General features: G+C 53.9%; 17 protein-coding genes, 3 tRNA genes and 3 rRNA genes. 17 read left to right on the top strand and 6 right to left on the bottom strand.

Going from position 1 to position 25366, the window contains the following annotated elements; genetic code table 11:
• The first annotated feature begins 288 nt into the window (after positions 1–288).
• The 6 genes from WLO31_RS20310 to WLO31_RS20285 all read left to right on the top strand — a co-directional run bounded on the left by WLO31_RS20310 (position 289) and on the right by WLO31_RS20285 (position 5633).
• Positions 289–1831 (top strand): 16S ribosomal RNA (locus WLO31_RS20310).
• A gap of 85 nt (positions 1832–1916) precedes the next feature.
• Positions 1917–1992, top strand: a tRNA-Glu gene (locus WLO31_RS20305).
• Positions 1993–2243: 251 nt separating this feature from the next.
• A 23S ribosomal RNA gene (locus WLO31_RS20300) occupies positions 2244–5151 on the top strand.
• 106 nt (positions 5152–5257) lie between these two features.
• Positions 5258–5373: ribosomal RNA gene (gene rrf / locus WLO31_RS20295) — 5S ribosomal RNA — on the top strand.
• The 16S, 23S and 5S rRNA genes sit together here with 3 tRNA genes alongside, the layout of an rRNA operon.
• Positions 5374–5426: 53 nt before the next feature.
• Positions 5427–5503: transfer RNA gene (locus WLO31_RS20290), tRNA-Asp, on the top strand.
• Positions 5504–5557: 54 nt separating this feature from the next.
• Positions 5558–5633 (top strand) — tRNA-Trp (locus WLO31_RS20285).
• 80 nt (positions 5634–5713) lie between these two features.
• On the opposite strand, the gene hdfR is transcribed toward WLO31_RS20285, so the two are convergent.
• Positions 5714–6538: an HTH-type transcriptional regulator HdfR gene (gene hdfR, locus WLO31_RS20280; RefSeq protein ID WP_435928305.1), complete on the bottom strand. Its 825-nt coding sequence runs from the start codon at positions 6536–6538 to the stop codon at positions 5714–5716.
• Positions 6539–6657: 119 nt separating this feature from the next.
• Between hdfR and WLO31_RS20275 the strand changes: the two genes are divergently transcribed.
• Positions 6658–6996 (top strand): DUF413 domain-containing protein, encoded by a 339-nt coding sequence (locus WLO31_RS20275; RefSeq protein ID WP_435928303.1) that lies wholly within the window; start codon positions 6658–6660, stop codon positions 6994–6996.
• 26 nt (positions 6997–7022) lie between these two features.
• On the opposite strand, the gene WLO31_RS20270 is transcribed toward WLO31_RS20275, so the two are convergent.
• Positions 7023–8543, bottom strand: coding sequence for a YifB family Mg chelatase-like AAA ATPase (locus tag WLO31_RS20270; protein ID WP_435928302.1), 1521 nt, complete (start codon positions 8541–8543; stop codon positions 7023–7025).
• Between the two features lie 351 nt (positions 8544–8894).
• Here WLO31_RS20270 and ilvL point away from each other — a divergent pair, with 351 nt between their 5' ends.
• From ilvL to ilvA, 6 genes are all read left to right on the top strand, one after another.
• On the top strand, positions 8895–8993 hold the full coding sequence (gene ilvL / locus WLO31_RS20265; protein WP_167614838.1) for an ilv operon leader peptide: 99 nt from the start codon (positions 8895–8897) through the stop codon (positions 8991–8993).
• 138 nt (positions 8994–9131) lie between these two features.
• Positions 9132–10778, top strand: coding sequence for an acetolactate synthase 2 catalytic subunit (ilvG, locus tag WLO31_RS20260; protein ID WP_435928301.1), 1647 nt, complete (start codon positions 9132–9134; stop codon positions 10776–10778).
• A complete protein-coding gene (gene ilvM / locus WLO31_RS20255) occupies positions 10775–11032 on the top strand; it encodes an acetolactate synthase 2 small subunit (RefSeq protein WP_435928299.1) in 258 nt (85 codons plus the stop codon). The genes ilvG and ilvM overlap by 4 nt, the downstream gene beginning before the upstream one ends.
• A 19-nt stretch (positions 11033–11051) precedes the next feature.
• The gene (locus WLO31_RS20250; RefSeq protein ID WP_435928298.1) at positions 11052–11984 is read left to right on the top strand and encodes a branched-chain amino acid transaminase; all 933 of its coding nucleotides are present in this window, start codon (positions 11052–11054) and stop codon (positions 11982–11984) included.
• Between the two features lie 63 nt (positions 11985–12047).
• The gene (gene ilvD / locus WLO31_RS20245; protein ID WP_435928296.1) at positions 12048–13898 is read left to right on the top strand and encodes a dihydroxy-acid dehydratase; all 1851 of its coding nucleotides are present in this window, start codon (positions 12048–12050) and stop codon (positions 13896–13898) included.
• Positions 13899–13900: 2 nt separating this feature from the next.
• A complete protein-coding gene (gene ilvA, locus WLO31_RS20240) occupies positions 13901–15445 on the top strand; it encodes a threonine ammonia-lyase, biosynthetic (RefSeq protein ID WP_435928295.1) in 1545 nt (514 codons plus the stop codon).
• On the opposite strand, the gene ilvY is transcribed toward ilvA, so the two are convergent.
• On the bottom strand, positions 15442–16335 hold the full coding sequence (gene ilvY / locus WLO31_RS20235) for an HTH-type transcriptional activator IlvY (protein WP_435928294.1): 894 nt from the start codon (positions 16333–16335) through the stop codon (positions 15442–15444). The two genes, ilvA and ilvY, sit on opposite strands and share 4 nt — an antisense overlap.
• Positions 16336–16499: 164 nt before the next feature.
• Between ilvY and ilvC the strand changes: the two genes are divergently transcribed.
• Positions 16500–17975: a ketol-acid reductoisomerase gene (gene ilvC / locus WLO31_RS20230; RefSeq protein WP_435928293.1), complete on the top strand. Its 1476-nt coding sequence runs from the start codon at positions 16500–16502 to the stop codon at positions 17973–17975.
• A gap of 42 nt (positions 17976–18017) precedes the next feature.
• Here ilvC and ppiC read toward each other — a convergent pair whose 3' ends face one another.
• The gene (gene ppiC, locus WLO31_RS20225; RefSeq protein WP_034461726.1) at positions 18018–18299 is read right to left on the bottom strand and encodes a peptidylprolyl isomerase PpiC; all 282 of its coding nucleotides are present in this window, start codon (positions 18297–18299) and stop codon (positions 18018–18020) included.
• Positions 18300–18382: 83 nt separating this feature from the next.
• Between ppiC and rep the strand changes: the two genes are divergently transcribed.
• Complete coding sequence (rep, locus tag WLO31_RS20220; RefSeq protein WP_435928292.1) at positions 18383–20404, top strand: DNA helicase Rep; 2022 nt, start codon at positions 18383–18385, stop codon at positions 20402–20404.
• Between the two features lies 1 nt (position 20405).
• Here rep and gppA read toward each other — a convergent pair whose 3' ends face one another.
• The gene (gene gppA / locus WLO31_RS20215; RefSeq protein ID WP_435928291.1) at positions 20406–21890 is read right to left on the bottom strand and encodes a guanosine-5'-triphosphate,3'-diphosphate diphosphatase; all 1485 of its coding nucleotides are present in this window, start codon (positions 21888–21890) and stop codon (positions 20406–20408) included.
• A gap of 6 nt (positions 21891–21896) precedes the next feature.
• The gene (gene rhlB / locus WLO31_RS20210; protein WP_435928290.1) at positions 21897–23168 is read right to left on the bottom strand and encodes an ATP-dependent RNA helicase RhlB; all 1272 of its coding nucleotides are present in this window, start codon (positions 23166–23168) and stop codon (positions 21897–21899) included.
• A 118-nt stretch (positions 23169–23286) separates the two neighbouring features.
• On the opposite strand from rhlB, the gene trxA reads away from it, so the two are divergent.
• Complete coding sequence (gene trxA, locus WLO31_RS20205) at positions 23287–23616, top strand: thioredoxin TrxA (RefSeq protein ID WP_006179218.1); 330 nt, start codon at positions 23287–23289, stop codon at positions 23614–23616.
• Positions 23617–23975: 359 nt separating this feature from the next.
• The gene (rho, locus tag WLO31_RS20200; protein ID WP_121266803.1) at positions 23976–25235 is read left to right on the top strand and encodes a transcription termination factor Rho; all 1260 of its coding nucleotides are present in this window, start codon (positions 23976–23978) and stop codon (positions 25233–25235) included.
• Positions 25236–25366: the final 131 nt, after the last annotated feature.

The following is a 25366-nucleotide window of genomic DNA, read 5'->3' as shown; positions in this document are numbered from 1 at the left end:
CGGCTTACAAACCGGCCCGTCAGGCAGACGAAAGCGAAAATAAACGCTTGACTCTGCAGGAGGAAAGCGTAATATACGCCACCTCGCAACAGCAGGCTCAGCCGCTCGTTGCACCGCTCTTTAACAATTTATCAGACAATCTGTGTGGGCACTCGCAGGATTGATATCTCAGCATCTGCGGATGCAAAAAAAATATCAAGCCTTAAAGTGACCAGACAGTAATTCATTATGAATTATGTGAATGTAATCTTTGAGCACCGCTTCACTGGTTGAAGCACATCAAGCTTTTAATTGAAGAGTTTGATCATGGCTCAGATTGAACGCTGGCGGCAGGCCTAACACATGCAAGTCGGGCGGCAGCGGAAAGTAGCTTGCTACTTTGCCGGCGAGCGGCGGACGGGTGAGTAATGTCTGGGAAACTGCCTGATGGCGGGGGATAACCACTGGAAACGGTGGCTAATACCGCATAACGTCGCAAGACCAAAGAGGGGGACCTTCGGGCCTCTTGCCATCAGATGTGCCCAGATGGGATTAGCCAGTTGGTGAGGTAACGGCTCACCAAAGCGACGATCCCTAGCTGGTCTGAGAGGATGACCAGCCACACTGGAACTGAGACACGGTCCAGACTCCTACGGGAGGCAGCAGTGGGGAATATTGCACAATGGGCGCAAGCCTGATGCAGCCATGCCGCGTGTATGAAGAAGGCCTTCGGGTTGTAAAGTACTTTCAGCGGGGAGGAAGGCGGTGCGGTTAATAACCGTGCCGATTGACGTTACCCGCAGAAGAAGCACCGGCTAACTCCGTGCCAGCAGCCGCGGTAATACGGAGGGTGCAAGCGTTAATCGGAATTACTGGGCGTAAAGCGCACGCAGGCGGTCTGTCAAGTCGGATGTGAAATCCCCGGGCTCAACCCGGGAACTGCATCCGAAACTGGCAGGCTAGAGTCTTGTAGAGGGGGGTAGAATTCCAGGTGTAGCGGTGAAATGCGTAGAGATCTGGAGGAATACCGGTGGCGAAGGCGGCCCCCTGGACAAAGACTGACGCTCAGGTGCGAAAGCGTGGGGAGCAAACAGGATTAGATACCCTGGTAGTCCACGCCGTAAACGATGTCGACTTGGAGGTTGTGCCCTTGAGGCGTGGCTTCCGGAGCTAACGCGTTAAGTCGACCGCCTGGGGAGTACGGCCGCAAGGTTAAAACTCAAATGAATTGACGGGGGCCCGCACAAGCGGTGGAGCATGTGGTTTAATTCGATGCAACGCGAAGAACCTTACCTACTCTTGACATCCAGAGAACTTAGCAGAGATGCTTTGGTGCCTTCGGGAACTCTGAGACAGGTGCTGCATGGCTGTCGTCAGCTCGTGTTGTGAAATGTTGGGTTAAGTCCCGCAACGAGCGCAACCCTTATCCTTTGTTGCCAGCGAGTAATGTCGGGAACTCAAAGGAGACTGCCAGTGATAAACTGGAGGAAGGTGGGGATGACGTCAAGTCATCATGGCCCTTACGAGTAGGGCTACACACGTGCTACAATGGCGCATACAAAGAGAAGCGACCTCGCGAGAGCAAGCGGACCTCATAAAGTGCGTCGTAGTCCGGATCGGAGTCTGCAACTCGACTCCGTGAAGTCGGAATCGCTAGTAATCGTGGATCAGAATGCCACGGTGAATACGTTCCCGGGCCTTGTACACACCGCCCGTCACACCATGGGAGTGGGTTGCAAAAGAAGTAGGTAGCTTAACCTCCGGGAGGGCGCTTACCACTTTGTGATTCATGACTGGGGTGAAGTCGTAACAAGGTAACCGTAGGGGAACCTGCGGTTGGATCACCTCCTTACCTGAAAGATACAGCCCGCGCAGTGTCCACACAGATTGTCTGATAGAAGTAAAGAAGCAAGGCGTCTTGCGAGTGAGACTTCAGTGTCCCCTTCGTCTAGAGGCCCAGGACACCGCCCTTTCACGGCGGTAACAGGGGTTCGAATCCCCTAGGGGACGCCACGCGTAAACTGTGAGATTCAAACCTCCAGGGGACGCCACTTGCTGGTTTGTGAGTGAAAGTCACCCGCCAAAATTATCTCAAAACTGATTCTCAGGAATCACGTTTGAGATATTTGCTCTTTAAAAATCCGGAACAAGCTGAAAATTGAAATGACATGTCGTCTCATTCTTCCGTAATAAAGAATGAGAATACGATATGTCCAAGTCTCTCAACTTTTCATCACCTGAAGCGAAACATCTTCGGGTTGTGAGGTTAAGCGACCAAGCGTACACGGTGGATGCCCTGGCAGTCAGAGGCGATGAAGGACGTGCTAATCTGCGATAAGCGCCGGTAAGGTGATATGAACCGTTATACCCGGCGATTTCCGAATGGGGAAACCCAGTGCAATCCGTTGCACTATCGTTAAGTGAATACATAGCTTAACGAAGCGAACCGGGGGAACTGAAACATCTAAGTACCCCGAGGAAAAGAAATCAACCGAGATTCCCCCAGTAGCGGCGAGCGAACGGGGAACAGCCCAGAACCAGCATCAGTCTGTGTGTCAGTGGAAGCGTCTGGAAAGGCGCAGGGTACAGGGTGATACTCCCGTACACAAAGACACACTTGCTGTGAGTTCGACGAGTAGGGCGGGACACGTGGTATCCTGTCTGAATATGGGGGGACCATCCTCCAAGGCTAAATACTCCTGACTGACCGATAGTGAACCAGTACCGTGAGGGAAAGGCGAAAAGAACCCCGGCGAGGGGAGTGAAACAGAACCTGAAACCGTGTACGTACAAGCAGTGGGAGCCTCTTTTATGGGGTGACTGCGTACCTTTTGTATAATGGGTCAGCGACTTATATTCTGTAGCAAGGTTAACCGTATAGGGGAGCCGCAGGGAAACCGAGTCTTAACTGGGCGTTAAGTTGCAGGGTATAGACCCGAAACCCGGTGATCTAGCCATGGGCAGGTTGAAGGTTGGGTAACACTAACTGGAGGACCGAACCGACTAATGTTGAAAAATTAGCGGATGACCTGTGGCTGGGGGTGAAAGGCCAATCAAACCGGGAGATAGCTGGTTCTCCCCGAAAGCTATTTAGGTAGCGCCTCGTGAATTCATCTCCGGGGGTAGAGCACTGTTTCGGCTAGGGGGCCATCCCGGCTTACCAACCCGATGCAAACTGCGAATACCGGAGAATGTTATCACGGGAGACACACGGCGGGTGCTAACGTCCGTCGTGAAGAGGGAAACAACCCAGACCGCCAGCTAAGGTCCCAAAGTCATGGTTAAGTGGGAAACGATGTGGGAAGGCACAGACAGCCAGGATGTTGGCTTAGAAGCAGCCATCATTTAAAGAAAGCGTAATAGCTCACTGGTCGAGTCGGCCTGCGCGGAAGATGTAACGGGGCTAAACCATGCACCGAAGCTGCGGCAGCGACGCTCAGGCGTTGTTGGGTAGGGGAGCGTTCTGTAAGCCGTTGAAGGTGGCCTGTGAGGGCTGCTGGAGGTATCAGAAGTGCGAATGCTGACATAAGTAACGATAAAGCGGGTGAAAAGCCCGCTCGCCGGAAGACCAAGGGTTCCTGTCCAACGTTAATCGGGGCAGGGTGAGTCGACCCCTAAGGCGAGGCCGAAAGGCGTAGTCGATGGGAAACAGGTTAATATTCCTGTACTCGGTGTCACTGCGAAGGGGGGACGGAGAAGGCTATGTTGGCCGGGCGACGGTTGTCCCGGTTTAAGCGTGAAGGTGTGAGGACCAGGCAAATCCGGTCTTCTTTAACACTGAGGCGTGATGACGAGGCACCACGGTGCTGAAGTGACAAATGCCACACTTCCAGGAAAAGCCTCTAAGCTCCAGGTGACACAGAATCGTACCCCAAACCGACACAGGTGGTCAGGTAGAGAATACCAAGGCGCTTGAGAGAACTCGGGTGAAGGAACTAGGCAAAATGGTGCCGTAACTTCGGGAGAAGGCACGCTGGCGCGTAGGTGAAGCGGTTTACCCGTGGAGCTGAAGCCAGTCGAAGATACCAGCTGGCTGCAACTGTTTATTAAAAACACAGCACTGTGCAAACACGAAAGTGGACGTATACGGTGTGACGCCTGCCCGGTGCCGGAAGGTTAATTGATGGGGTTAAGCGCAAGCTGAAGCTCCTGATCGAAGCCCCGGTAAACGGCGGCCGTAACTATAACGGTCCTAAGGTAGCGAAATTCCTTGTCGGGTAAGTTCCGACCTGCACGAATGGCGTAATGATGGCCAGGCTGTCTCCACCCGAGACTCAGTGAAATTGAAATCGCTGTGAAGATGCAGTGTACCCGCGGCAAGACGGAAAGACCCCGTGAACCTTTACTACAGCTTGACACTGAACACTGGTCCTTGATGTGCAGGATAGGTGGGAGGCTTTGAAGCGCGGACGCCAGTCTGCGTGGAGCCATCCTTGAAATACCACCCTTTAATGGCTGGTGTTCTAACGTGGACCCGTTACCCGGGTTGCGGACAGTGTCTGGTGGGTAGTTTGACTGGGGCGGTCTCCTCCTAAAGCGTAACGGAGGAGCACGAAGGTCAGCTAATCACGGTCGGACATCGTGAGGTTAGTGCAAAGGCATAAGCTGGCTTGACTGCGAGAGTGACGGCTCGAGCAGGTGCGAAAGCAGGTCTTAGTGATCCGGTGGTTCTGCATGGAAGGGCCATCGCTCAACGGATAAAAGGTACTCCGGGGATAACAGGCTGATACCGCCCAAGAGTTCATATCGACGGCGGTGTTTGGCACCTCGATGTCGGCTCATCACATCCTGGGGCTGAAGTAGGTCCCAAGGGTATGGCTGTTCGCCATTTAAAGTGGTACGCGAGCTGGGTTTAGAACGTCGTGAGACAGTTCGGTCCCTATCTGCCGTGGGCGCTGGAGAATTGAGGGGGGCTGCTCCTAGTACGAGAGGACCGGAGTGGACGCATCACTGGTGTTCGGGTTGTCATGCCAATGGCACTGCCCGGTAGCTAAATGCGGAAGAGATAAGCGCTGAAAGCATCTAAGCGCGAAACTTGCCCCGAGATGAATTCTCCCTGACCCTTCAAGGGTCCTGAAGGAACGTTGAAGACGACGACGTTGATAGGCTGGGTGTGTAAGTGCAGCGATGCATTGAGCTAACCAGTACTAATGATCCGTGAGGCTTAACCTTACAACACCGAAGGTGTTTTGGTGAGAGACGATTTAATTTTCAGCGATGTTCAGGATTGACGCCGGTGGTCACGTGTTTAAGGTGACGGTCAGCGGTACAGAATATGCCTGGCGGCAACAGCGCGGTGGTCCCACCTGACCCCATGCCGAACTCAGAAGTGAAACGCCGTAGCGCCGATGGTAGTGTGGGGTCTCCCCATGCGAGAGTAGGGAACTGCCAGGCTCCAGATTCAGAAGTAAGCCGGAGTGAGATCCGGTGGCTGTAAGAAATTCGGTGGAGCGGTAGTTCAGTCGGTTAGAATACCTGCCTGTCACGCAGGGGGTCGCGGGTTCGAGTCCCGTCCGTTCCGCCACTTATTAGAAAATTGAGCCTGCTAAATTAGCGGGCTTAATAATAAGCGTTATTTAGGGGCGTAGCTCAGTTGGTAGAGCACCGGTCTCCAAAACCGGGTGTCGCGAGTTCGAGTCTCTCCGCCCCTGCCATATAATGATCCTTTGCTTCGGCAAAGGATTTTTTTTTGCCCCAGAGCCTTCAAACCACTCCCTTCGTTCTCAAAAGCGCATTACTGCGCCATGACTGATGTCTTTAATAACTCTTTGACTGTGCTTTGTTTATCGCTGTTCTGTAGCCAGATCGCATACAAAGGGCGAGAGAGCATTTTCATCTCCGCAACCGGCCATAATCCTTGCTGCTTCTTTGCCCACTCAACGGGTAAGAACGTACATCCGTTAAGCTCCTTAAGCAGATGACTGACTATCTGTGCGGAACTGGTTGTCAAAACAGGAATATCATCGTTATTGATTAAACCCGTTTCGTGCTGTTGAAAATCAGGCCCCCATTCCAGACGCAAATAGGTCAGATCTTCTTTGCGATGCTCTTGCGATGAAGCAAAAAGAGCCAGATTGAAGTGCCCAAGCAACTGGCTTGAGAACTCATCCATCTTCGGCGCTTCAGTAGTGATCAGTAAGTCCAGCTGGCGCTCATGCAGCTGTTTTACTAACGACTGGCGTTGTGCAATACGTGCCTCAAACTGCAAGCCGCTATGCTGCTGATAAAGCGTTATCAGCCATTCGGAAAGCATACATTCCCACAGAGAAGCGCTTGCCCCGATAGTTAACTGGTTATGCTGCGAGGTATGGGATACTTCTTTCCTGGCCGCCAGCCAGATGCTCATCAGATTTTCAGCATAAGGAAGCAGCCGCTCACCCGCGGTTGTCAGCCGTATGTTATTGCGATGCCTGGTAAAAAGGTTTACACCGAGTTGGTTTTCCAACTGGCGAATACGAAAACTGACGGCAGACTGCGTTAAGTAGAGCGCCTCCGCAGCCCGGCCAAAATGGCGGGTCCTGCTGACTTCTAAAAAGGTTTTCAGTAATTCGGTATCCACGGTTCACTCCCAAAAAAATTTTGTCGTTATGATTTAAATGTTTTGTTTGACGCTCTGTCAAGCGTAACTAATACTCCGCGCCATAAATAGCTCGGCCAAGAGAATCAGGAGCGTGTAGGATGGCGGAAAGCTTTACGACGACTAATCGGTTTTTCGACAATAAACATTATCCGCGCGGGTTCGCTCGCCATGGTGATTTCACCATTAAAGAGGCACAGTTACTTGAACGTCATGGTTTTGCGTTTAATGAACTGGATCTCGGAAAGCGTGAGCCAGGAACTGAAGAAGAAGTGCTGTTCGTGGCAGTATGCCGTGGTGAGCGTGAGCCAGCCACAGAAGCCGAACGTGTATGGAGCAAGTACATGTCACGCATCAAGCGTCCTAAGCGCTTCCATACCCTCTCCGGTGGTAAACCGCAGATGGATACGGTGGAAGACTTTACCGACAGCGACGACTAGTAAAAATGGGGCTCAGGCCCCATTTTTTACTCCGCCAACTGCTGCAGATGAACCAGTAAGCGGTCTATCGCACGATAGCTTAATGCCTCAAGAAGATGTTCTCGCCTGATTTTTTCATGCTGTTGCATATCGGCAATCGTCCGGGCAACTTTTAGTAGCCGCTGCCACGCCCTTATGGATAAACCCAGCTTAACCAATGCCTCTTCCAGCCATATCGCATCCTGTTGCTCTATGGCGCAATGTTGGCGCATTTCATGGTTATCCAGCCTTACATTAAGCTTATTTTGACGCAGGAATTGCCGTTGTTGAGTCTGTAAAACCCGGGTTCTTATATCCGTGCTGCTTTCACTTTGCTGAACGGGTTTACTGAGTATTCCCGCAGGCGGCAGAGGGATCTCAACCGACAGGTCAAAGCGATCCAGAAATGGCCCTGACAGCCGGCTCAGATAGCGTAGCGTTTGTTCTGGCGTACAGCGGTTGTGTTTACCCTGATAATGGCCGGTAGGGCTGGGATTCATCGCTGCCAGTAACTGAAAGCGCGCGGGATAGATAATTTTTGCCCGCGCGCGCGATATATGGATCTCTCCCGATTCGATAGGTTCGCGTAGCGCATCCAGCACGCGGCGTTCAAACTCAGGCAGCTCGTCCAGAAACAGCACGCCATTATGAGCCAGCGATATCTCTCCGGGGCGAGGTATACCGCCCCCGCCAACCAGCGACGTCAGGGAAGCGCTATGGTGTGGCGCCCTGAAAGGGCGCTGATGCCACTTTTTATGCAGATCGTGTGGATTGACAAGGCTGAGAATGGCCGCGCTTTCGAGAGCTTCTTCGTCACTTAAAGAGGGCAGGAGCGTTATCAGGCGGCTGGCCAGCATAGTTTTCCCTGTCCCAGGCGGGCCGATAAGCAATAAATTATGGCCGCCTGAGGCGGTGATTTCCAGCGCGCGTTTTCCCTGCGGCTGACCAATAATTTCATTAAGGTCAGGTCCGTTTTCAGCCTGCCGTTCTTGCTGCGCTTCAGGCGTAATAAGCTCGCCTTTATTCTCAAGAAAAGCACATACCTGAGTAAGATGGTTTGCGACAAGGCAACCCTGCTGCCTGATTAATCCCAGTTCGCTGGCATTTTCTTCTGCCACAATAATATTTCTGCCTGCTTTCAGGGCTTCCATTGCCGAGGAAATCGCGCCTGGGACGCCCCGTAAAGCGCCTGTGAGAGCCAGTTCGCCCACGAACTCATATTGACCCAGTTTATCTGTTGCAAGCTGCTCAGAGGCAGCGAGTAAGGCTAATGCAATGGGTAGATCGTATCTGCCCCCTTCTTTCGGTAGATCTGCCGGTGCAAGGTTGATGGTGATTTTCTTTGCGGGAAACGTATAGCCACTATTAATGATGGCGCTACGCACGCGGTCTCTGGCTTCTCTGACAGTTGTCTCCGGCAGACCCACCAGCGTTAATCCTGGTAATCCCTGGCTAAGATGCACCTCAACGGTGACCAGAGGGGCGGCAATGCCCAAAGCCGCTCTCGTATTAATAACTGCCAGCGCCATATTCCCTCCTCAGATGAGGCGCAATATTGTCAGCCAGCTACGGAAGAGTTAAGAAAGAAAAGCGTGTTTGTCGAGGAGCTTTCCACTCTTTCTGGTGCTCTTACATTCACAGTCCGTAATCTGGGAGATGCGTCACAAGGAATTAATTTTCATCAGATAAAGGCAGAATGCCGGGGAAAAGCGCCAGCTATGAATTTTTTTCATACTCCTGTTAGCGGCTGAAAATAAATGACTTTCCGTCTATTTATTTTTTAAACTGCGGCGTTAGCTATAAAAAAATCTTGTGCCATGCCCATTCTCTGTGATAACTCTGTAGGCATTACTTCGAACGAGATGTCAGAATATACAGCAATGAAAGCCCTTCTACGTGTGATTAGCCTGGTCGTGATTAGCGTGGTGGTGATTATTATCCCACCGTGCGGGGCTGCTCCTGGAGAAAGAAAGGCTTAAAAATCAAGCCTGAATCGAAAAGAACCCCCGCACCGAAAGGTCCGGGGGTTTTTTGTTGGCAAAAAATTCACCAGAGAAACAGACGAACTGTTACAGAATAATATTCTGTTTCTCCAGTAATGAGGCGGGGAAGTAACTATGAATGGTGCGCAGTGGGTGGTACATGCTTTGCGAGCGCAGGGTGTAGAGACGGTTTTCGGTTATCCCGGCGGTGCGATTATGCCTGTCTACGATGCGCTGTATGACGGCGGGGTGGAGCATTTACTCTGTCGCCACGAGCAGGGCGCGGCAATGGCAGCCATTGGTTACGCACGTTCTACCGGAAAAACAGGCGTTTGCATCGCGACTTCAGGCCCTGGCGCCACAAATCTCATCACCGGCCTTGCCGATGCGCTGTTAGATTCCGTTCCCGTTGTTGCCATCACCGGCCAGGTGGCGGCTCCGTTCATCGGCACCGATGCCTTTCAGGAAGTAGATGTTTTAGGCCTGTCGCTGGCTTGTACCAAACATAGCTTTCTCGTTGAGTCCTTCGAGGAATTACCCCGCGTCCTCGCCGAAGCCTTTGAGATTGCGAACTCAGGCCGCCCCGGCCCTGTGCTGGTCGATATTCCTAAAGATATCCAGTTAACGCAGGGGGAGCTGGAGCCGTGGCTGTCGACCGTTGAAGACGATTTCGAAACGCCGCATGCGCAGCTGCAGCAGGCACGGGAAATGTTGGCAAGCGCACGCAAGCCGATGCTGTATATCGGCGGCGGAGTTGGCATGGCTCAGGCGGTTCCGGCGCTACGCGACTTTATCGCTGCGACCAATATACCTTCAACCGTCACGTTGAAGGGGCTGGGGGCGGTTCCGACGGAGCATCCTTTTTATACGGGTATGTTAGGCATGCACGGCACCAAAGCGGCCAACCTCGCGGTGCAGGAATGCGATTTGCTGATTGCCGTTGGCGCCCGTTTTGACGACCGCGTAACCGGCAAGCTCAACACCTTCGCCCCGCATGCCAAAGTTATCCATATGGATATCGATCCGGCCGAACTCGGAAAACTGCGTCAGGCGCACGTTGCCCTGCAGGGCGATCTGACCCAGATGCTGCAAGCTCTGCAGCAGCCTGTGGAGATTGCGGAGTGGCAGCAGCAAGTCGCGACCTTATGCGCAGAAAACCAATGGCGTTACGATCATCCTGGCGAGGCGATCTTTGCCCCGTTGCTGCTGAAACAGATCTCTGACCGCAAGCCGCAAGAGTGTGTGGTCACTACCGACGTAGGCCAGCATCAAATGTGGACGGCCCAGCATATGTCCTTCACGCGCCCGGAAAACTTCATCACTTCCAGCGGTCTGGGAACGATGGGCTTTGGGCTGCCGGCCGCAGTAGGGGCGCAGGTTGCCCGACCGGACGATATGGTTATCTGTATCTCCGGCGACGGCTCCTTCATGATGAACGTACAGGAGCTGGGCACCGTAAAACGGAAAAAGCTGCCGTTAAAAATCGTTTTACTGGATAACCAGCGTTTAGGCATGGTTCGCCAGTGGCAGCAGATGTTTTTCTCAGAACGCTACAGTGAAACAAACCTCTCCGATAATCCCGATTTCCTCACGCTGGCCAGCGCCTTTGGCATCCCGGGCCAGCACATTACCCGTAAAGACCAAGTTGAAGGTGCCATCGACGCGCTGCTAAACAGCGAAGGTCCGTACATGCTGCATGTCTCAATCGATGAGTACGAAAATGTCTGGCCGTTGGTACCGCCTGGTGCCAGTAATTCGCAAATGCTGGAGAAATTATCATGATGCAACATCAACTCGCCGTGCAGGCTCGCTTTCGTCCGGAAACGCTGGAGCGCGTATTACGCGTGGTACGTCATCGCGGTTTTCAGATCTGCGCAATGAACATGGTTGCCGTGGGCAATACCGACAACATTAATATTGAATTGACCGTTGCCAGCCTGCGACCTGTCGAATTATTGTTTAGCCAGCTAAGCAAACTGGTTGACGTAGGCCGCGTCGAAATCCAGCAACAGACATCACAACAAATCCGCGCCTGAGCGCAAAAGGAAGAGAGTAATGACAACGAAGAAAGCTGATTATATCTGGTTCAATGGTGAGATGACGCCATGGGGCGAGGCGAAAGTTCACGTTATGTCCCACGCGCTGCATTACGGTACATCGGTATTTGAAGGCATCCGTTGCTACGATTCCCACCTTGGGCCGGTCGTGTTCCGCCATCGCGAACACATGCAGCGTCTGCGTGACTCAGCAAAAATCTACCGCTTCCCGGTTTCGCAAAGCGTTGATGAGTTGATGGAAGCCTGCCGCGTCGTTATCCGCAAGAACAACCTGACCAGCGCCTATATTCGTCCTTTGGTCTTTGTCGGCGATGTGGGTATGGGCGTTAACCCGCCGGACGGTTACACCACCGATGTGATCATCGCAGCTTTCCCGTGGGGCGCCTACCTTGGTGCTGAAGCGCTGGATCAGGGGATCGATGCGATGGTTTCCTCATGGAACCGTGCCGCGCCAAACACCATCCCAACCGCTGCAAAAGCAGGCGGCAACTACCTTTCTTCTCTGTTAGTTGGCAGCGAAGCGCGTCGTCATGGTTATCAGGAAGGCATCGCGTTAGACGTGCAGGGCTTCCTGTCAGAAGGCGCCGGCGAAAATCTCTTTGAGGTAAAAGACGGCATTCTGTTCACTCCGCCGTTCACCTCTTCCGCGCTGCCGGGCATTACCCGCGACGCTATTATCAAGCTGGCGAAAGACCTGGGTATCGAAGTGCGTGAGCAGGTGCTTTCCCGCGAATCGCTCTACCTGTCGGACGAAGTGTTTATGTCCGGTACCGCCGCTGAGATTACGCCTGTACGCAGCGTGGATGGTATTCAGGTGGGCGAAGGCCGTTGCGGCCCGGTCACAAAACGTATTCAGCAGGCGTTCTTTGGCCTGTTCACGGGTAAAACCGAAGATAAATGGGGCTGGTTAGATCCAGTAAACCCACAGTAAAAAATTATAACCAGGCAGGCGGCAATCGACCGCCCGCACCATGACAGACTGGAGTAAATAAGCATGCCTAAGTACCGTTCAGCCACCACAACCCACGGCCGTAACATGGCGGGTGCCCGCGCTTTATGGCGCGCAACCGGGATGACCGATGACGATTTCGGCAAGCCAATTATTGCGGTAGTGAACTCCTTCACCCAATTTGTGCCGGGCCACGTTCACCTGCGCGATTTGGGCAAGCTGGTCGCCGAACAGATTGAAGCTTCCGGCGGCGTGGCAAAAGAATTCAACACCATTGCCGTGGATGACGGCATCGCCATGGGCCACGGCGGCATGCTTTATTCTCTGCCGTCCCGCGAACTGATTGCCGACTCCGTGGAATACATGGTTAACGCACACTGCGCGGACGCCATGGTCTGTATCTCCAACTGCGACAAAATCACCCCGGGGATGTTAATGGCGTCGCTGCGCCTGAACATTCCGGTTATTTTTGTCTCCGGCGGCCCGATGGAGGCCGGGAAAACTAAGTTATCTGACAAAATCATCAAGCTCGACCTGGTCGATGCGATGATCCAGGGCGCCAACCCTAACGTCAGCGACGCCGATAGCGAGCAGATCGAACGTTCCGCCTGCCCAACCTGCGGCTCCTGTTCCGGCATGTTTACCGCCAACTCAATGAACTGTCTGACCGAAGCGCTGGGCCTGTCGCAGCCGGGCAACGGCTCGCTGTTGGCAACCCATGCCGACCGTAAGGATCTGTTCCTGAACGCGGGGAAACGCATCGTTGAGCTGACCAAACGTTATTATGAGCAGGACGACGCCAGCGCGTTGCCTCGCAGCATCGCCAGCAAAGCGGCATTTGAAAACGCCATGACGCTTGATATTGCGATGGGCGGCTCGACCAACACCGTTCTGCACCTGCTCGCCGCAGCCCAGGAAGGCGAAATCGAATTCAATATGACGGACATCGACCGTCTGTCACGCAAAGTGCCGCATCTGTGTAAAGTCGCGCCAAGTACCCAGAAATATCATATGGAAGACGTTCACCGCGCCGGCGGCGTGCTGGCGATTCTGGGCGAACTGGACCGCGCCGGCTTGCTGCACCGTGACGTCAAAAATATCCTTGGGCTGACGCTCTCTCAGACGCTGGATAAGTACGACATCATGCTGACTCAGGATGAGGCGGTGAAAAAAATGTTCCGCGCAGGCCCGGCGGGTATTCGTACCACCCAGGCTTTCTCGCAGGATTGCCGCTGGGACACGCTGGATGATGACCGTGCGGAAGGCTGTATCCGTTCGCTGGAGCATGCGTTCAGTCAGGATGGCGGTCTGGCCGTGCTCTACGGCAACATCGCGGAAGCAGGCAGTATTGTAAAAACCGCCGGTGTGGATAAATCCAACCTGACGTTCCGCGGCCCGGCGAAAGTCTACGAAAGCCAGGACAGCGCGGTTGAAGCGATTCTGGGTGGCAAAGTGGTTGCCGGCGACGTGGTGGTTATTCGCTACGAAGGACCGAAAGGCGGCCCGGGCATGCAGGAAATGCTCTATCCGACCACCTACCTGAAATCAATGGGGCTGGGTAAAGAGTGCGCGCTGATCACCGACGGCCGTTTCTCCGGCGGAACTTCCGGTCTGTCTATCGGGCACGTTTCTCCGGAAGCGGGAAGCGGCGGCCTGATTGCGCTGGTTGAAGATGGCGACATGATTGATATCGACATTCCCAACCGCAGCATGGTGCTGGACGTTCCTGCCGCCGAGCTGGCCGCGCGTCACGAGGCTGAACTCGCCCGCGGCGACAAAGCCTGGACGCCGAAAAACCGTGAACGCGTGGTCTCCTTCGCGCTGCGCGCTTATGCAAGCCTCGCTACCAGCGCCGATAAAGGCGCGGTGCGCGATAAAAGCAAGCTGGGAGGCTAATAATGGCCGAGTCACAACCGCTGCCCGACGCCCCTTGCGGGGCGGAATATCTTCGTGCCGTGCTGCGCTCTCCGGTTTACGAAGTGGCGCAGGTCACGCCGTTGCAGAAGATGGAAAAGCTCTCTTCGCGCCTGGATAACGTCATTCTGGTGAAGCGTGAGGACCGGCAGCCGGTGCACAGCTTCAAGCTGCGTGGCGCCTACGCCATGATTGCCGGACTGAACAGCGAGCAGAAAGCCAGCGGCGTGATTACCGCTTCGGCGGGCAACCATGCGCAGGGCGTGGCGCTCTCCTCAACGCGGCTGGGCATTAAATCGCTGATCGTCATGCCGGTAGCCACGGCGGATATCAAAGTGGATGCGGTAAGAGCCTTTGGCGGCGAAGTGCTGCTGCACGGTGCAAACTTCGACGAAGCGAAGGCGCGGGCAATCGAGCTTTCGCAGCAGCAGGGTTTCACCTATGTGCCTCCGTTCGACCATCCGGCGGTGATTGCCGGGCAGGGCACGCTGGCGCTGGAGCTGCTGCAGCAGGATGCGCATATCGATCGGGTGTTTGTCCCGGTTGGCGGCGGCGGTCTGGCGGCGGGCGTGGCGGTGCTTATCAAACAGCTGATGCCGCAGATCAAAGTGATCGCGGTTGAAGCGGAAGACTCAGCTTGTCTGAAGGCTGCTTTAGATGCGGGTAAGCCGGTTGACCTGGCGCGCGTGGGGCTGTTCGCTGAAGGCGTGGCGGTTAAACGTATCGGTGACGAAACGTTCCGTATTTGCCAGGAATACCTCGATGACATCGTCACCGTGGATAGCGATGCAATCTGTGCGGCGATGAAAGATTTGTTCGAGGATGTGCGCGCTGTTGCGGAACCTTCCGGCGCTCTGGCGCTGGCAGGGATGAAGAAATATATCCAGCAGCACCAGATCCGTGGCGAACGCCTCGCGCATGTGCTGTCCGGCGCGAACGTGAACTTCCACGGCCTGCGCTATGTTTCTGAACGTTGCGAGCTGGGCGAACAGCGTGAAGCGCTGCTTGCTGTGACGATACCGGAGCAAAAAGGCAGCTTCCTGAAGTTTTGCCAGCTGCTCGGCGGCCGCGCGGTAACGGAGTTTAACTATCGCTATGCCAGCTCAGACAATGCCTGCATTTTTGTTGGCGTGCGTCTGACCCGTGGCGTTGAGGAACGCCAGGAGATCCTGGCTCAGCTTAACGAAGGCGGTTACGGCGTCGTCGATCTTTCCGACGATGAGATGGCGAAGCTGCACGTGCGTTATATGGTTGGCGGGCGTCCGTCTAAACCATTGCGCGAGCGGCTTTACAGCTTTGAATTCCCGGAATCACCGGGCGCGCTGCTGAAGTTTCTGCAAACACTGGGCACCCACTGGAATATTTCACTGTTCCACTACCGCAGCCACGGTACCGACTATGGCCGCGTGCTGGCGGCATTTGAGCTGGGCGATAACGAGCCGGATTTCGAAACCCGGCTCAACGAGCTTGGCTACGACTGCCACGACGAGACGAACAATCCGGCGTTTCGCTTCTTCCTGGCAGGTTAGTGGTTGCCGGGCAGTAATTTCCAGAAAGCATTTATAAGCGGCTCACTGAGCCGCTTTTTTTGTGCGCATACGCCGAGTTCAAACGGCGCATCTTCATCGCTGCGCTCCAGAATCTGCACGCGGTTACGTACCGGCTCAGGGCTGTTTTCCAGCACGACTTCAGGGAGTAAAGCCACGCCGCAGCCCAACGCCACCATCGAAACCATTGCTTCATGTCCCGCAACCGTCGCATAAATAAACGGGTTACCGATCTTCTGGCGACGGAACCACAGCTCGATGCGGCGGCGTACCGGGCCCTGTTCCGCCATGATAAAGGGCACTTTGTTCCAGTCTGGCGCGGGGATGCTCACCATTGCGCGAACCGGACAGGGCAGCGCCGGAGCGATGAGCACAACGGCTAAGTTTTCCAGCATCGAAAAAGCAATACCCGGCGGCAGGGATTCCGGCTTGCCGGCAATGGCCAGGTCTGCTTCATCGGAATCCACTTTTTCAACCGCATCCGCCGCATCGCCCGTCGTCAGTTTGATTTCGACATTGGGATGTTCCGCACGGAACCGATCCAGAATCGGCGGTAAATGGCTGTAGGCCGCGGTAACCGAGCAGAAAAGATGCAGTTCGCCCGAAAGCGACGGTCCTTCCTGGCCGATGGTGTGGCGCATCTGCTGGTACTGCAAAAGCGTATGCTGGGCGAACTGGCGCAGCTGTTCGCCGGCTTCGGTTAGCGTGACGGTGCGGTTATCGCGTAAAAATAAGGGCTGGCCCAGGTCGTCTTCAAGGCGCTGAATCTGGCGTGAAAGCGTTGAGGGACTCACGTGCATCGCCCGTGCGCTTCGCCCAAAATGGCGGCTTTCCGCAAGGTGGAGAAACGTTTTTAAATCGCGTAAGTCCATGGTCATTCGCCTTAATTCGCACGTTGCAATTATTGCAACATCACGTTGTTAATATATCAATTTCAGCAACGAATTTCCTGTCATATAGTAGGTCCATTCTCGCTTGCAAGACACGGCTTGCGACCCTTACAAGAAACACAACACGACAATCACGGAGTCCGACGATGGCTAATTATTTCAACACCTTGAACCTGCGTCAGCAGCTGGCGCAACTGGGTAAATGTCGCTTCATGGCGCGCAGCGAGTTCGCCGATGAAGCAAGCTACCTCAAAGGCAAAAAAGTCGTCATCGTCGGCTGTGGCGCTCAGGGCCTTAACCAGGGCCTGAACATGCGTGATTCCGGTCTGGACGTTGCTTACGCGCTGCGTGCAGAAGCGATTGCCGAAAAGCGCGCTTCCTGGCGTAAAGCGACTGAAAACGGCTTCAAAGTTGGGACTTACGAAGAGCTGATCCCACAGGCCGATCTGGTGGTTAACCTGACTCCGGACAAACAGCATTCCGCAGTAGTTAAGGCCGTACAGCCAATGATGAAAGATGGCGCGGCGCTGGGCTACTCCCACGGTTTCAACGTGGTTGAGGTTGGCGAGCAAATCCGTAAAGACATCACCGTAGTAATGGTGGCGCCGAAATGTCCGGGTACCGAAGTGCGTGAAGAGTACAAACGTGGCTTCGGCGTGCCAACCCTGATTGCGGTTCACCCGGAAAACGATCCGAAAGGCGAAGGCATGGCGATTGCTAAAGCCTGGGCTGCGGCCACCGGCGGCCATCGCGCGGGCGTTCTGGAATCCTCCTTCGTTGCGGAAGTTAAATCCGACCTGATGGGCGAGCAAACCATTCTCTGCGGCATGCTGCAGGCTGGTTCCCTGCTGTGCTTTGACAAGCTGGTGGAAGAAGGCACCGACCCGGCGTATGCAGAAAAACTGATTCAGTTCGGCTGGGAAACCATCACCGAAGCGCTGAAGCAGGGCGGTATCACCCTGATGATGGATCGCCTGTCCAACCCGGCAAAAATCCGCGCTTACGCGCTGTCTGAACAGTTGAAAACCATTATGGCGCCGCTGTTCCAGAAACACATGGATGATATCATCTCCGGCGAATTCTCCTCTGGTATGATGGCCGACTGGGCGAACGACGATAAGAACCTGCTGACGTGGCGTGAAGAGACCGGCAAAACCGCGTTCGAAACCGCTCCGCAGTTTGACGGCAAAATTTCCGAGCAGGAATACTTTGATAAAGGCGTTCTGATGATCGCGATGGTGAAAGCAGGCGTTGAGCTGGCGTTCGAAACCATGGTGGATGCGGGCATCATCGAAGAGTCTGCTTACTATGAATCCCTGCACGAGCTGCCGCTGATTGCAAACACCATCGCCCGTAAGCGTCTGTATGAAATGAACGTAGTTATCTCCGATACCGCAGAGTACGGCAACTACCTGTTCTCTTACGCGGCCGTACCGCTGCTGAAAGAGTTTATGACTACGCTGCAGGCAGGCGACCTGGGCAAAGAAACCCCGGCGGCCGCTGTAGACAACGCGCAGCTGCGTGATGTTAACGAAGCTATCCGCACTCACGAAATCGAGAAAGTGGGCCAGAAACTGCGCGGCTATATGACCGATATGAAACGTATCGCTGTAGCAGGCTAAGTCCTGCTGCGTAAAAAGGCCGGGAAATCCCGGCCTTTTTTGTTAGTTACGGTACAGTACTTTAATGACGTGATAGCCAAACTGCGTGTGCAGCGGCCCAACAGGCTCCAGCAGCGGGCATGAGAACACCACTTTATCGAAAGCCGGCACCATCTGGCCCTGGCGGAACTCGCCTAAATGACCGCCTTTTTTGCCTGACGGGCAGGTGGAGTGCTTTTTCGCCAGTTTTTCGAAGTCGCCGCCGTTTTTCAGCTGTTCGAGAATTTCCTGGGCCAGTTTTTCTTCCTTAACAAGGATATGCAATGCTGCCGCGGTTTTTGCCATGATAGTACCTTGAGTCGTATGGATTACGCTGGCTATACTACCACGCTGATTTTCTCCCCTCCTGACTTTCATTGAGTGTTCTTATGCGTTTAAACCCAGGCCAACAACAAGCCGTCGAATTTGTTACCGGACCCTGCCTTGTGCTGGCGGGCGCAGGCTCGGGCAAAACGCGTGTCATTACTAATAAAATGGCGTACCTGATCCGTGAGTGCGGCTATCAGGCAAGGCACATCGCCGCTGTGACCTTTACTAACAAGGCCGCGCGTGAGATGAAAGAGCGCGTGGCGCAAACGCTGGGGCGCAAAGAAGCCCGCGGATTGCTTATCTCCACGTTCCATACGCTGGGGCTTGAAATCATCAAGCGCGAATACGCGGCGTTAGGCATGAAATCTAATTTCTCGCTGTTTGACGACACGGACCAGAGCGCGTTGCTAAAAGAGCTGACCGAAGGTTTGCTCGAAGAGGATAAGACGTTACTGCAACAGCTGATCTCGACGATCTCGAACTGGAAAAACGATCTGTTAACGCCTTCTCAGGCGGCAGCGCAGGCGAAAGGCGAGCGGGACAGAATTTTCGCGCACTGCTACGGCCTGTACGACGCTCATCTGAAATCCTGCAACGTGCTGGATTTTGACGATCTGATTTTGCTGCCAACGCTGCTTTTACAGCGCAATGAAGAGGTGCGTGAGCGCTGGCAAAACCGCATCCGCTATTTGCTGGTGGATGAATATCAGGATACCAACACCAGCCAGTATGAGCTGGTGAAGCTGCTGGTGGGCGCACGCGCTCGTTTCACCGTGGTAGGCGACGACGACCAGTCGATCTACTCCTGGCGCGGCGCACGTCCGCAAAACCTTGTATTACTGAGCCAGGATTTTCCGAGCCTGCAGGTCATTAAGCTTGAGCAGAACTATCGCTCCTCCGGGCGCATCCTGAAGGCGGCCAATATTCTGATTGCCAACAACCCGCACGTCTTTGAAAAACGCCTGTTCTCAGAGCTGGGTTACGGCACCGAGTTAAAAGTGGTAACGGCCAATAGCGAAGATCATGAGGCGGAACGCGTTACCGGCGAGCTTATCGCCCATCACTTTATTAATAAAACCAGCTACAAAGATTACGCGATTCTTTATCGTGGCAATTTCCAGTCGCGGGTGTTCGAAAAGATGCTGATGCAAAACCGCATCCCGTATCGCATCTCAGGCGGCACGTCGTTTTTCTCAAGGCCGGAAATTAAAGATCTGCTGGCCTATCTGCGCGTGCTGACCAACCCGGATGACGACAGCGCTTTCCTGCGTATCGTGAACACGCCAAAACGTGAAATCGGTCCGGCAACGATGCAGAAGCTGGGCGAATGGGCAATGCAGCGTAATAAAAGTCTTTTCACCGCCAGCTTTGATTTTGGCCTTAGCCAGACTTTAAGCGGGCGTGGCCTGGAGGCGTTGCAGCGTTTTACCCACTGGTTACGTGATGTGGCGACGCTTGCCGAGCGTGAACCCGTGGCGGCGGTGCGTGATTTGATTCATGGCGTGGATTACGAAAGCTGGCTGTACGAAACGTCCCCGAGCCCGAAAGCGGCGGAAATGCGCATGAAAAACGTCAATCAGTTGTTTAGCTGGATGACGGAGATGCTTGAAGGTTCGGATATCGATGAACCCATGACGTTGACCCAGGTTGTTACTCGCTTCACGCTGCGCGATATGATGGAGCGTGGTGAAAGCGATGATGAAGCGGATCAGGTCCAGTTGATGACCCTCCACGCTTCCAAAGGGCTGGAGTTCCCTTATGTCTTTTTAGTGGGCATGGAAGAGGGACTGCTGCCGCATCAGAGCAGTATTGATGAAGACAATATCGACGAAGAGCGGCGTCTGGCCTATGTAGGGATCACCCGCGCGCAGAAAGAGCTGACTTTTACGCTGTGCAAAGAGCGCCGTCAGTATGGCGAGCTGGTGCGGCCGGAGCCGAGCCGCTTCCTGCTTGAACTACCGCAGGATGATTTGCAATGGGAGCAGGAGCGTAAAGTGGTATCGGCTGAAGAGCGCATGAATAAAGGGCAGGCAAACGTCGCGAATATCCGGGAGATGCTGGCCAGAGCGCGCGGCGGCTGAATTATTTAATGGTAAGCGGCCAGTGAACATAGCTTTGCCACAGGCTTTCCTGGGTAAGCAGTTCAGCGCCAAGCGGATGGCAGGCAAGCCAGTTGGCAGGAAGAGTGAGCTGCAGCGCTTCTCCTTCGGCCTCCAGCTCGGTTGCGGGCAGAATGTCGTCCCGGCGGCGGCTGGCGAAGATAATCGCTAAACGTAACAGGCGGCAAAGACGCTCCGCAATGCGTGGCGGAACGGCGTTTTGCTGGTGGAGCGACGAAAGATCGACCGGATTGGTCTGATTGAGCAGAAGGGTGGCGAGCAGCTTTTTTTGTGCCGGCGTGTAGCCCGGCAGATCCAGATTGCGGATCAGATAGGCCGCATGCAGCGGAGCCTGTCTGAAATCGATGCTCAGGCCAACTTCATGAAGCAGGGCCGCGCTTTGCAGCATATCTTTGCTTAATGGATCAAGCTCCCATTCATCGGCAACATAGCCGGCAAAAACCTGCGCCAGTTGCTGAACACGGGTGGCCTGCGCGATATCAACCATAAAACGGCGCTGAATATTGCGAATGGTGCGGCTACGAATTTCCCGATCGACAGTCAGATGCAGCATGCCATATACCAGGCCTTCGCGCAGCGCGCCGCCGGCTAGGGTCATACAGTCAATGCCGAGCTGTTCAAAGATGGCGATTAAAATGGCCAGACCGCTTGGGAAAACCAGCGCACGTTCAAGCGTTAAGCCTTCGATTTCCAGCTCTTCAAGGCGTCCGCACTGGATGGCGCGCTGCTTTAACTGCTGCAGTTTCGCAAGGGTTATTCGCTCATCCATGCCCTGCGCCATCATGATTTCCTGCAAAGCCTGTACGGTGCCCGAGGCGCCAACGCAGACCTTCCAGCCATGATGCTTTAACTCATCAATGACCGGTTTTAACACTTCGCTTGCCGCAGCTTCCGCCGCCGCAAAATTTTCTTTTGCCAGATTGCGATCGCTAAAGAAACGTTCAAGCCAGGTTACGCAGCCCATCGAAAGGCTAAATAACGCGGTCGTTTGCGCCCCGGAGCCGGTCACTAATTCCGTACTGGCGCCGCCAATATCCACGACCAGACGCTGATCGGCGCCGCCGGTAGTGTGAGCAACGCCTTGATAAATAAGGCGGGCCTCTTCTTCACCGCGAATGATCTGGATGGGACATCCCAGAATTTTCTCAGCCTGCTGGATGAATTGCCGGGCGTTAGTGGCAAGGCGAAGCGTTGCCGTGGCGACAACGCGAATTTGCGCCTGCGGAATATCCTGTAAACGTTCCGCGAATAGGCGCAGGCATTGCCACCCGCGCTCCATAGCTTCCTGGGAGAGCGCGTTTTCGCTGTTTAAGCCGGCTGCGAGGCGGACTTTACGTTTAATGCGTGCCAGGGTTTGTATCGTCCCAGCCACCTCACGTACCACTAACATATGAAAACTGTTAGAACCTAAATCAATAGCTGCATACAGTGAGGTGGAGCTGAGCATAGATAATTAACCTGTACGACGACGATTACCACGGGATGCACTGCCGCCACGACGAGGACCGTTACCGGAACGAGGGCGGGTCAGACGTTTTGGTGGTGGCAGCTCGCTTAACAGTGCTTCTGTCTTATATTTGCTGACCGGAATCGAGTGACCGATGTAGGTTTCGATTGCTGACAGGTTTAACGCGTAATCTTCACAGGCGAGGCTGATGGAATGCCCGCTTGCGCCGGCGCGGCCGGTACGGCCAATACGGTGAACGTAATCTTCGCAATCATCCGGCAGATCGTAATTGAATACGTGCGTTACGGCCGGAATATGCAGGCCGCGGGCGGCAACGTCGGTTGCTACCAGGATGTCGAGATCGCCACGGGTGAACTCATCAAGGATGCGCAGGCGTTTTTTCTGCGCAACGTCACCGGTTAACAGGCCAACGCGGTGGCCATCGGCAGCCAGATGGCCCCAGATATCTTCACAGCGGTGTTTCGTGTTGGCGAAGATGATTGCGCGGTCCGGCCACTCTTCTTCAATGAGCGTCTGCAACAAGCGCATTTTCTCATCGTTTGAAGGGTAGAACAGCTCCTCTTTTATACGGTGGCCCGTTTTCTGTTCTGGTTCCACTTCCACGTATTCGGCGTTGTTCATCTGTTCGAAAGCCAGTTCACGTACGCGGTAAGAGAGGGTTGCGGAGAACAGCATGTTCAGGCGTTGCGTTACCGGCGGCATACGACGGAACAACCAACGGATGTCTTTGATAAAACCCAGATCGTACATGCGATCGGCTTCATCCAGCACCACGACCTGAATAGCACCTAAATTGATATGATTTTGCTTGGCGTAGTCGATTAAACGACCGGTTGTGCCAATCAGGATGTCGACGCCGCTTTCCAGCACTTTAAGCTGTTTATCGTAGCCGTCGCCGCCGTAAGCCAGGCCGAGTTTCAGTCCTGTGGCCTGGGCCAGCGGTTCTGCATCGGAGTGAATTTGCACTGCCAGTTCACGAGTCGGCGCCATAATTAAGGCGCGCGGCTGGTTCACCTGACGGTTCTCCGGAACAGGGTGAGAGAGTAAATAATGGAACGTTGACGTTAAGAACGCCATCGTTTTGCCAGTACCGGTTTGCGCCTGACCGGCAACATCACGATTCGCCAGCGTCAGCGGAAGCGCGAGTGCCTGAATAGGGGTGCAGTTATGAAACCCTTTTGTTTCAAGGGCTTCAATCACCTTAGGGTGCAGGGCGAAGTCGGAAAACTTCTGTTCGGTCAAATGTGTTTTGCTCATAGTGTGGTAGAATATCAGCTAACTATTGCTTTACGAAAGCGTATCCGGTGAAATAAAGTCAACCTTAAGTTGGTTAATGCTACACCAACAAGGTAGACACAATCCTTTGGAGTAGAACATGAGCGATAAAATTATTCACCTGACTGATGACAGTTTCGACACGGACGTACTTAAAGCTGACGGGTTGATCCTCGTTGATTTCTGGGCAGAGTGGTGTGGTCCATGCAAAATGATCGCCCCGATTCTTGATGAAATCGCTGATGAATATCAGGGCAAATTAACCGTTGCCAAACTGAACATCGATCAGAACCCGGGCACCGCGCCGAAATACGGCATCCGCGGCATTCCGACTCTGCTGCTGTTTAAGAACGGTGAAGTGGCTGCCACTAAAGTCGGTGCGCTGTCCAAAGGCCAGTTAAAAGAGTTCCTGGACGCTAATCTGGCGTAATGGAATCTCAGCCGGCGCGTGCGCGGTTTGCAAATTTTTGTGAGCCGCTGGACGCCCGGCGTCAGTCATGCTAAGTTACTTTTACTGCACCTTGAACTTGCCTTAAAGTTTGAATCTTTGTAATACCCAATGCTTCTCATTCGCTATCGCTAAGACGCTAATTTCACAGTGAGCACATGGTTGCATAATCGATTTCGGGCGTATCACCCATTCCGTCGTGTCGTTTCAGTTCTGCGTTTTTCCTATGACCAGACAGCGATAAGACATGTGGTGCTGGCCATTAAACAGGCATGGATGACCCTGCCATACCATTCACGAAACATGTTCGAGATTTACCCCGAGTTTAAGAACCCACCATTATGAATCTTACCGAATTAAAGAATACGCCGGTTTCTGAGCTGATTACTCTCGGCGAAAATATGGGGCTGGAAAATCAGGCCCGCATGCGCAAACAGGACATTATTTTCTCCATCCTGAAGCAACATGCTAAGAGTGGCGAAGATATCTTTGGCGACGGTGTGCTGGAGATACTGCAGGATGGATTTGGTTTCCTCCGCTCCGCAGACAGCTCCTACCTCGCCGGTCCCGATGATATCTACGTTTCTCCCAGCCAAATCCGCCGTTTCAACCTCCGCACTGGGGATACCATCTCCGGTAAGATTCGTCCGCCGAAAGAAGGCGAGCGTTACTTTGCCCTGCTGAAAGTAAACGAGGTTAACTACGACAAACCGGAAAATGCGCGCAGCAAAATCCTGTTTGAAAACTTAACCCCGCTGCATGCCAACTCTCGTCTGCGCATGGAACGTGGTAACGGTTCTACCGAAGATTTAACCGCACGCGTGCTGGATCTGGCGTCGCCAATCGGTCGCGGCCAGCGTGGCCTGATTGTGGCGCCGCCAAAAGCCGGTAAAACCATGCTGCTGCAAAACATTGCCCAGAGCATCGCTTATAATCACCCGGATTGCGTGCTGATGGTTCTGCTTATCGACGAACGTCCGGAAGAAGTGACCGAGATGCAGCGTCTGGTTAAAGGTGAAGTGGTTGCTTCCACCTTTGACGAGCCGGCATCCCGCCACGTTCAGGTTGCCGAAATGGTAATTGAGAAAGCGAAGCGCCTGGTTGAGCATAAAAAAGACGTTATCATTCTGCTGGACTCCATTACCCGTCTGGCGCGTGCTTACAACACCGTGGTACCGGCTTCCGGTAAAGTATTAACAGGTGGTGTGGACGCTAACGCCCTGCATCGTCCAAAACGCTTCTTCGGTGCGGCACGTAACGTGGAAGAGGGCGGCAGCCTGACCATTATCGCCACCGCGCTGGTCGATACCGGTTCTAAAATGGATGAAGTTATCTACGAAGAATTTAAAGGTACCGGCAACATGGAACTGCATCTGGCGCGTAAAATCGCTGAGAAACGCGTGTTCCCCGCCATCGACTACAACCGTTCTGGTACGCGTAAAGAAGAGCTTCTTACGACCCAGGAAGAGCTGCAGAAAATGTGGATCCTGCGTAAAATTATTCACCCGATGGGTGAAATCGACGCGATGGAATTCCTCATTAACAAGTTGGCGATGACCAAAACCAACGACGAATTCTTCGATATGATGAAGCGCTCGTAAGTAATAAAAACTCGGGGAACGCCACGCTTAGTCGTGGCGTTTTTCTTTAGTGGTATATACGCTTTAATAGTCTTACGTACATTTTTACTTTTGTTCTCGACTTAAGGTAAACAGGTATGGATTGCGCATTA

The organism is Dryocola sharpae, assembly GCF_051307055.1.
GTDB lineage: Bacteria > Pseudomonadota > Gammaproteobacteria > Enterobacterales > Enterobacteriaceae > Dryocola.
The sequence above is the reverse complement of the archived record's forward strand: the minus strand, read 5'-3'. Positions and strand labels throughout refer to the sequence as shown.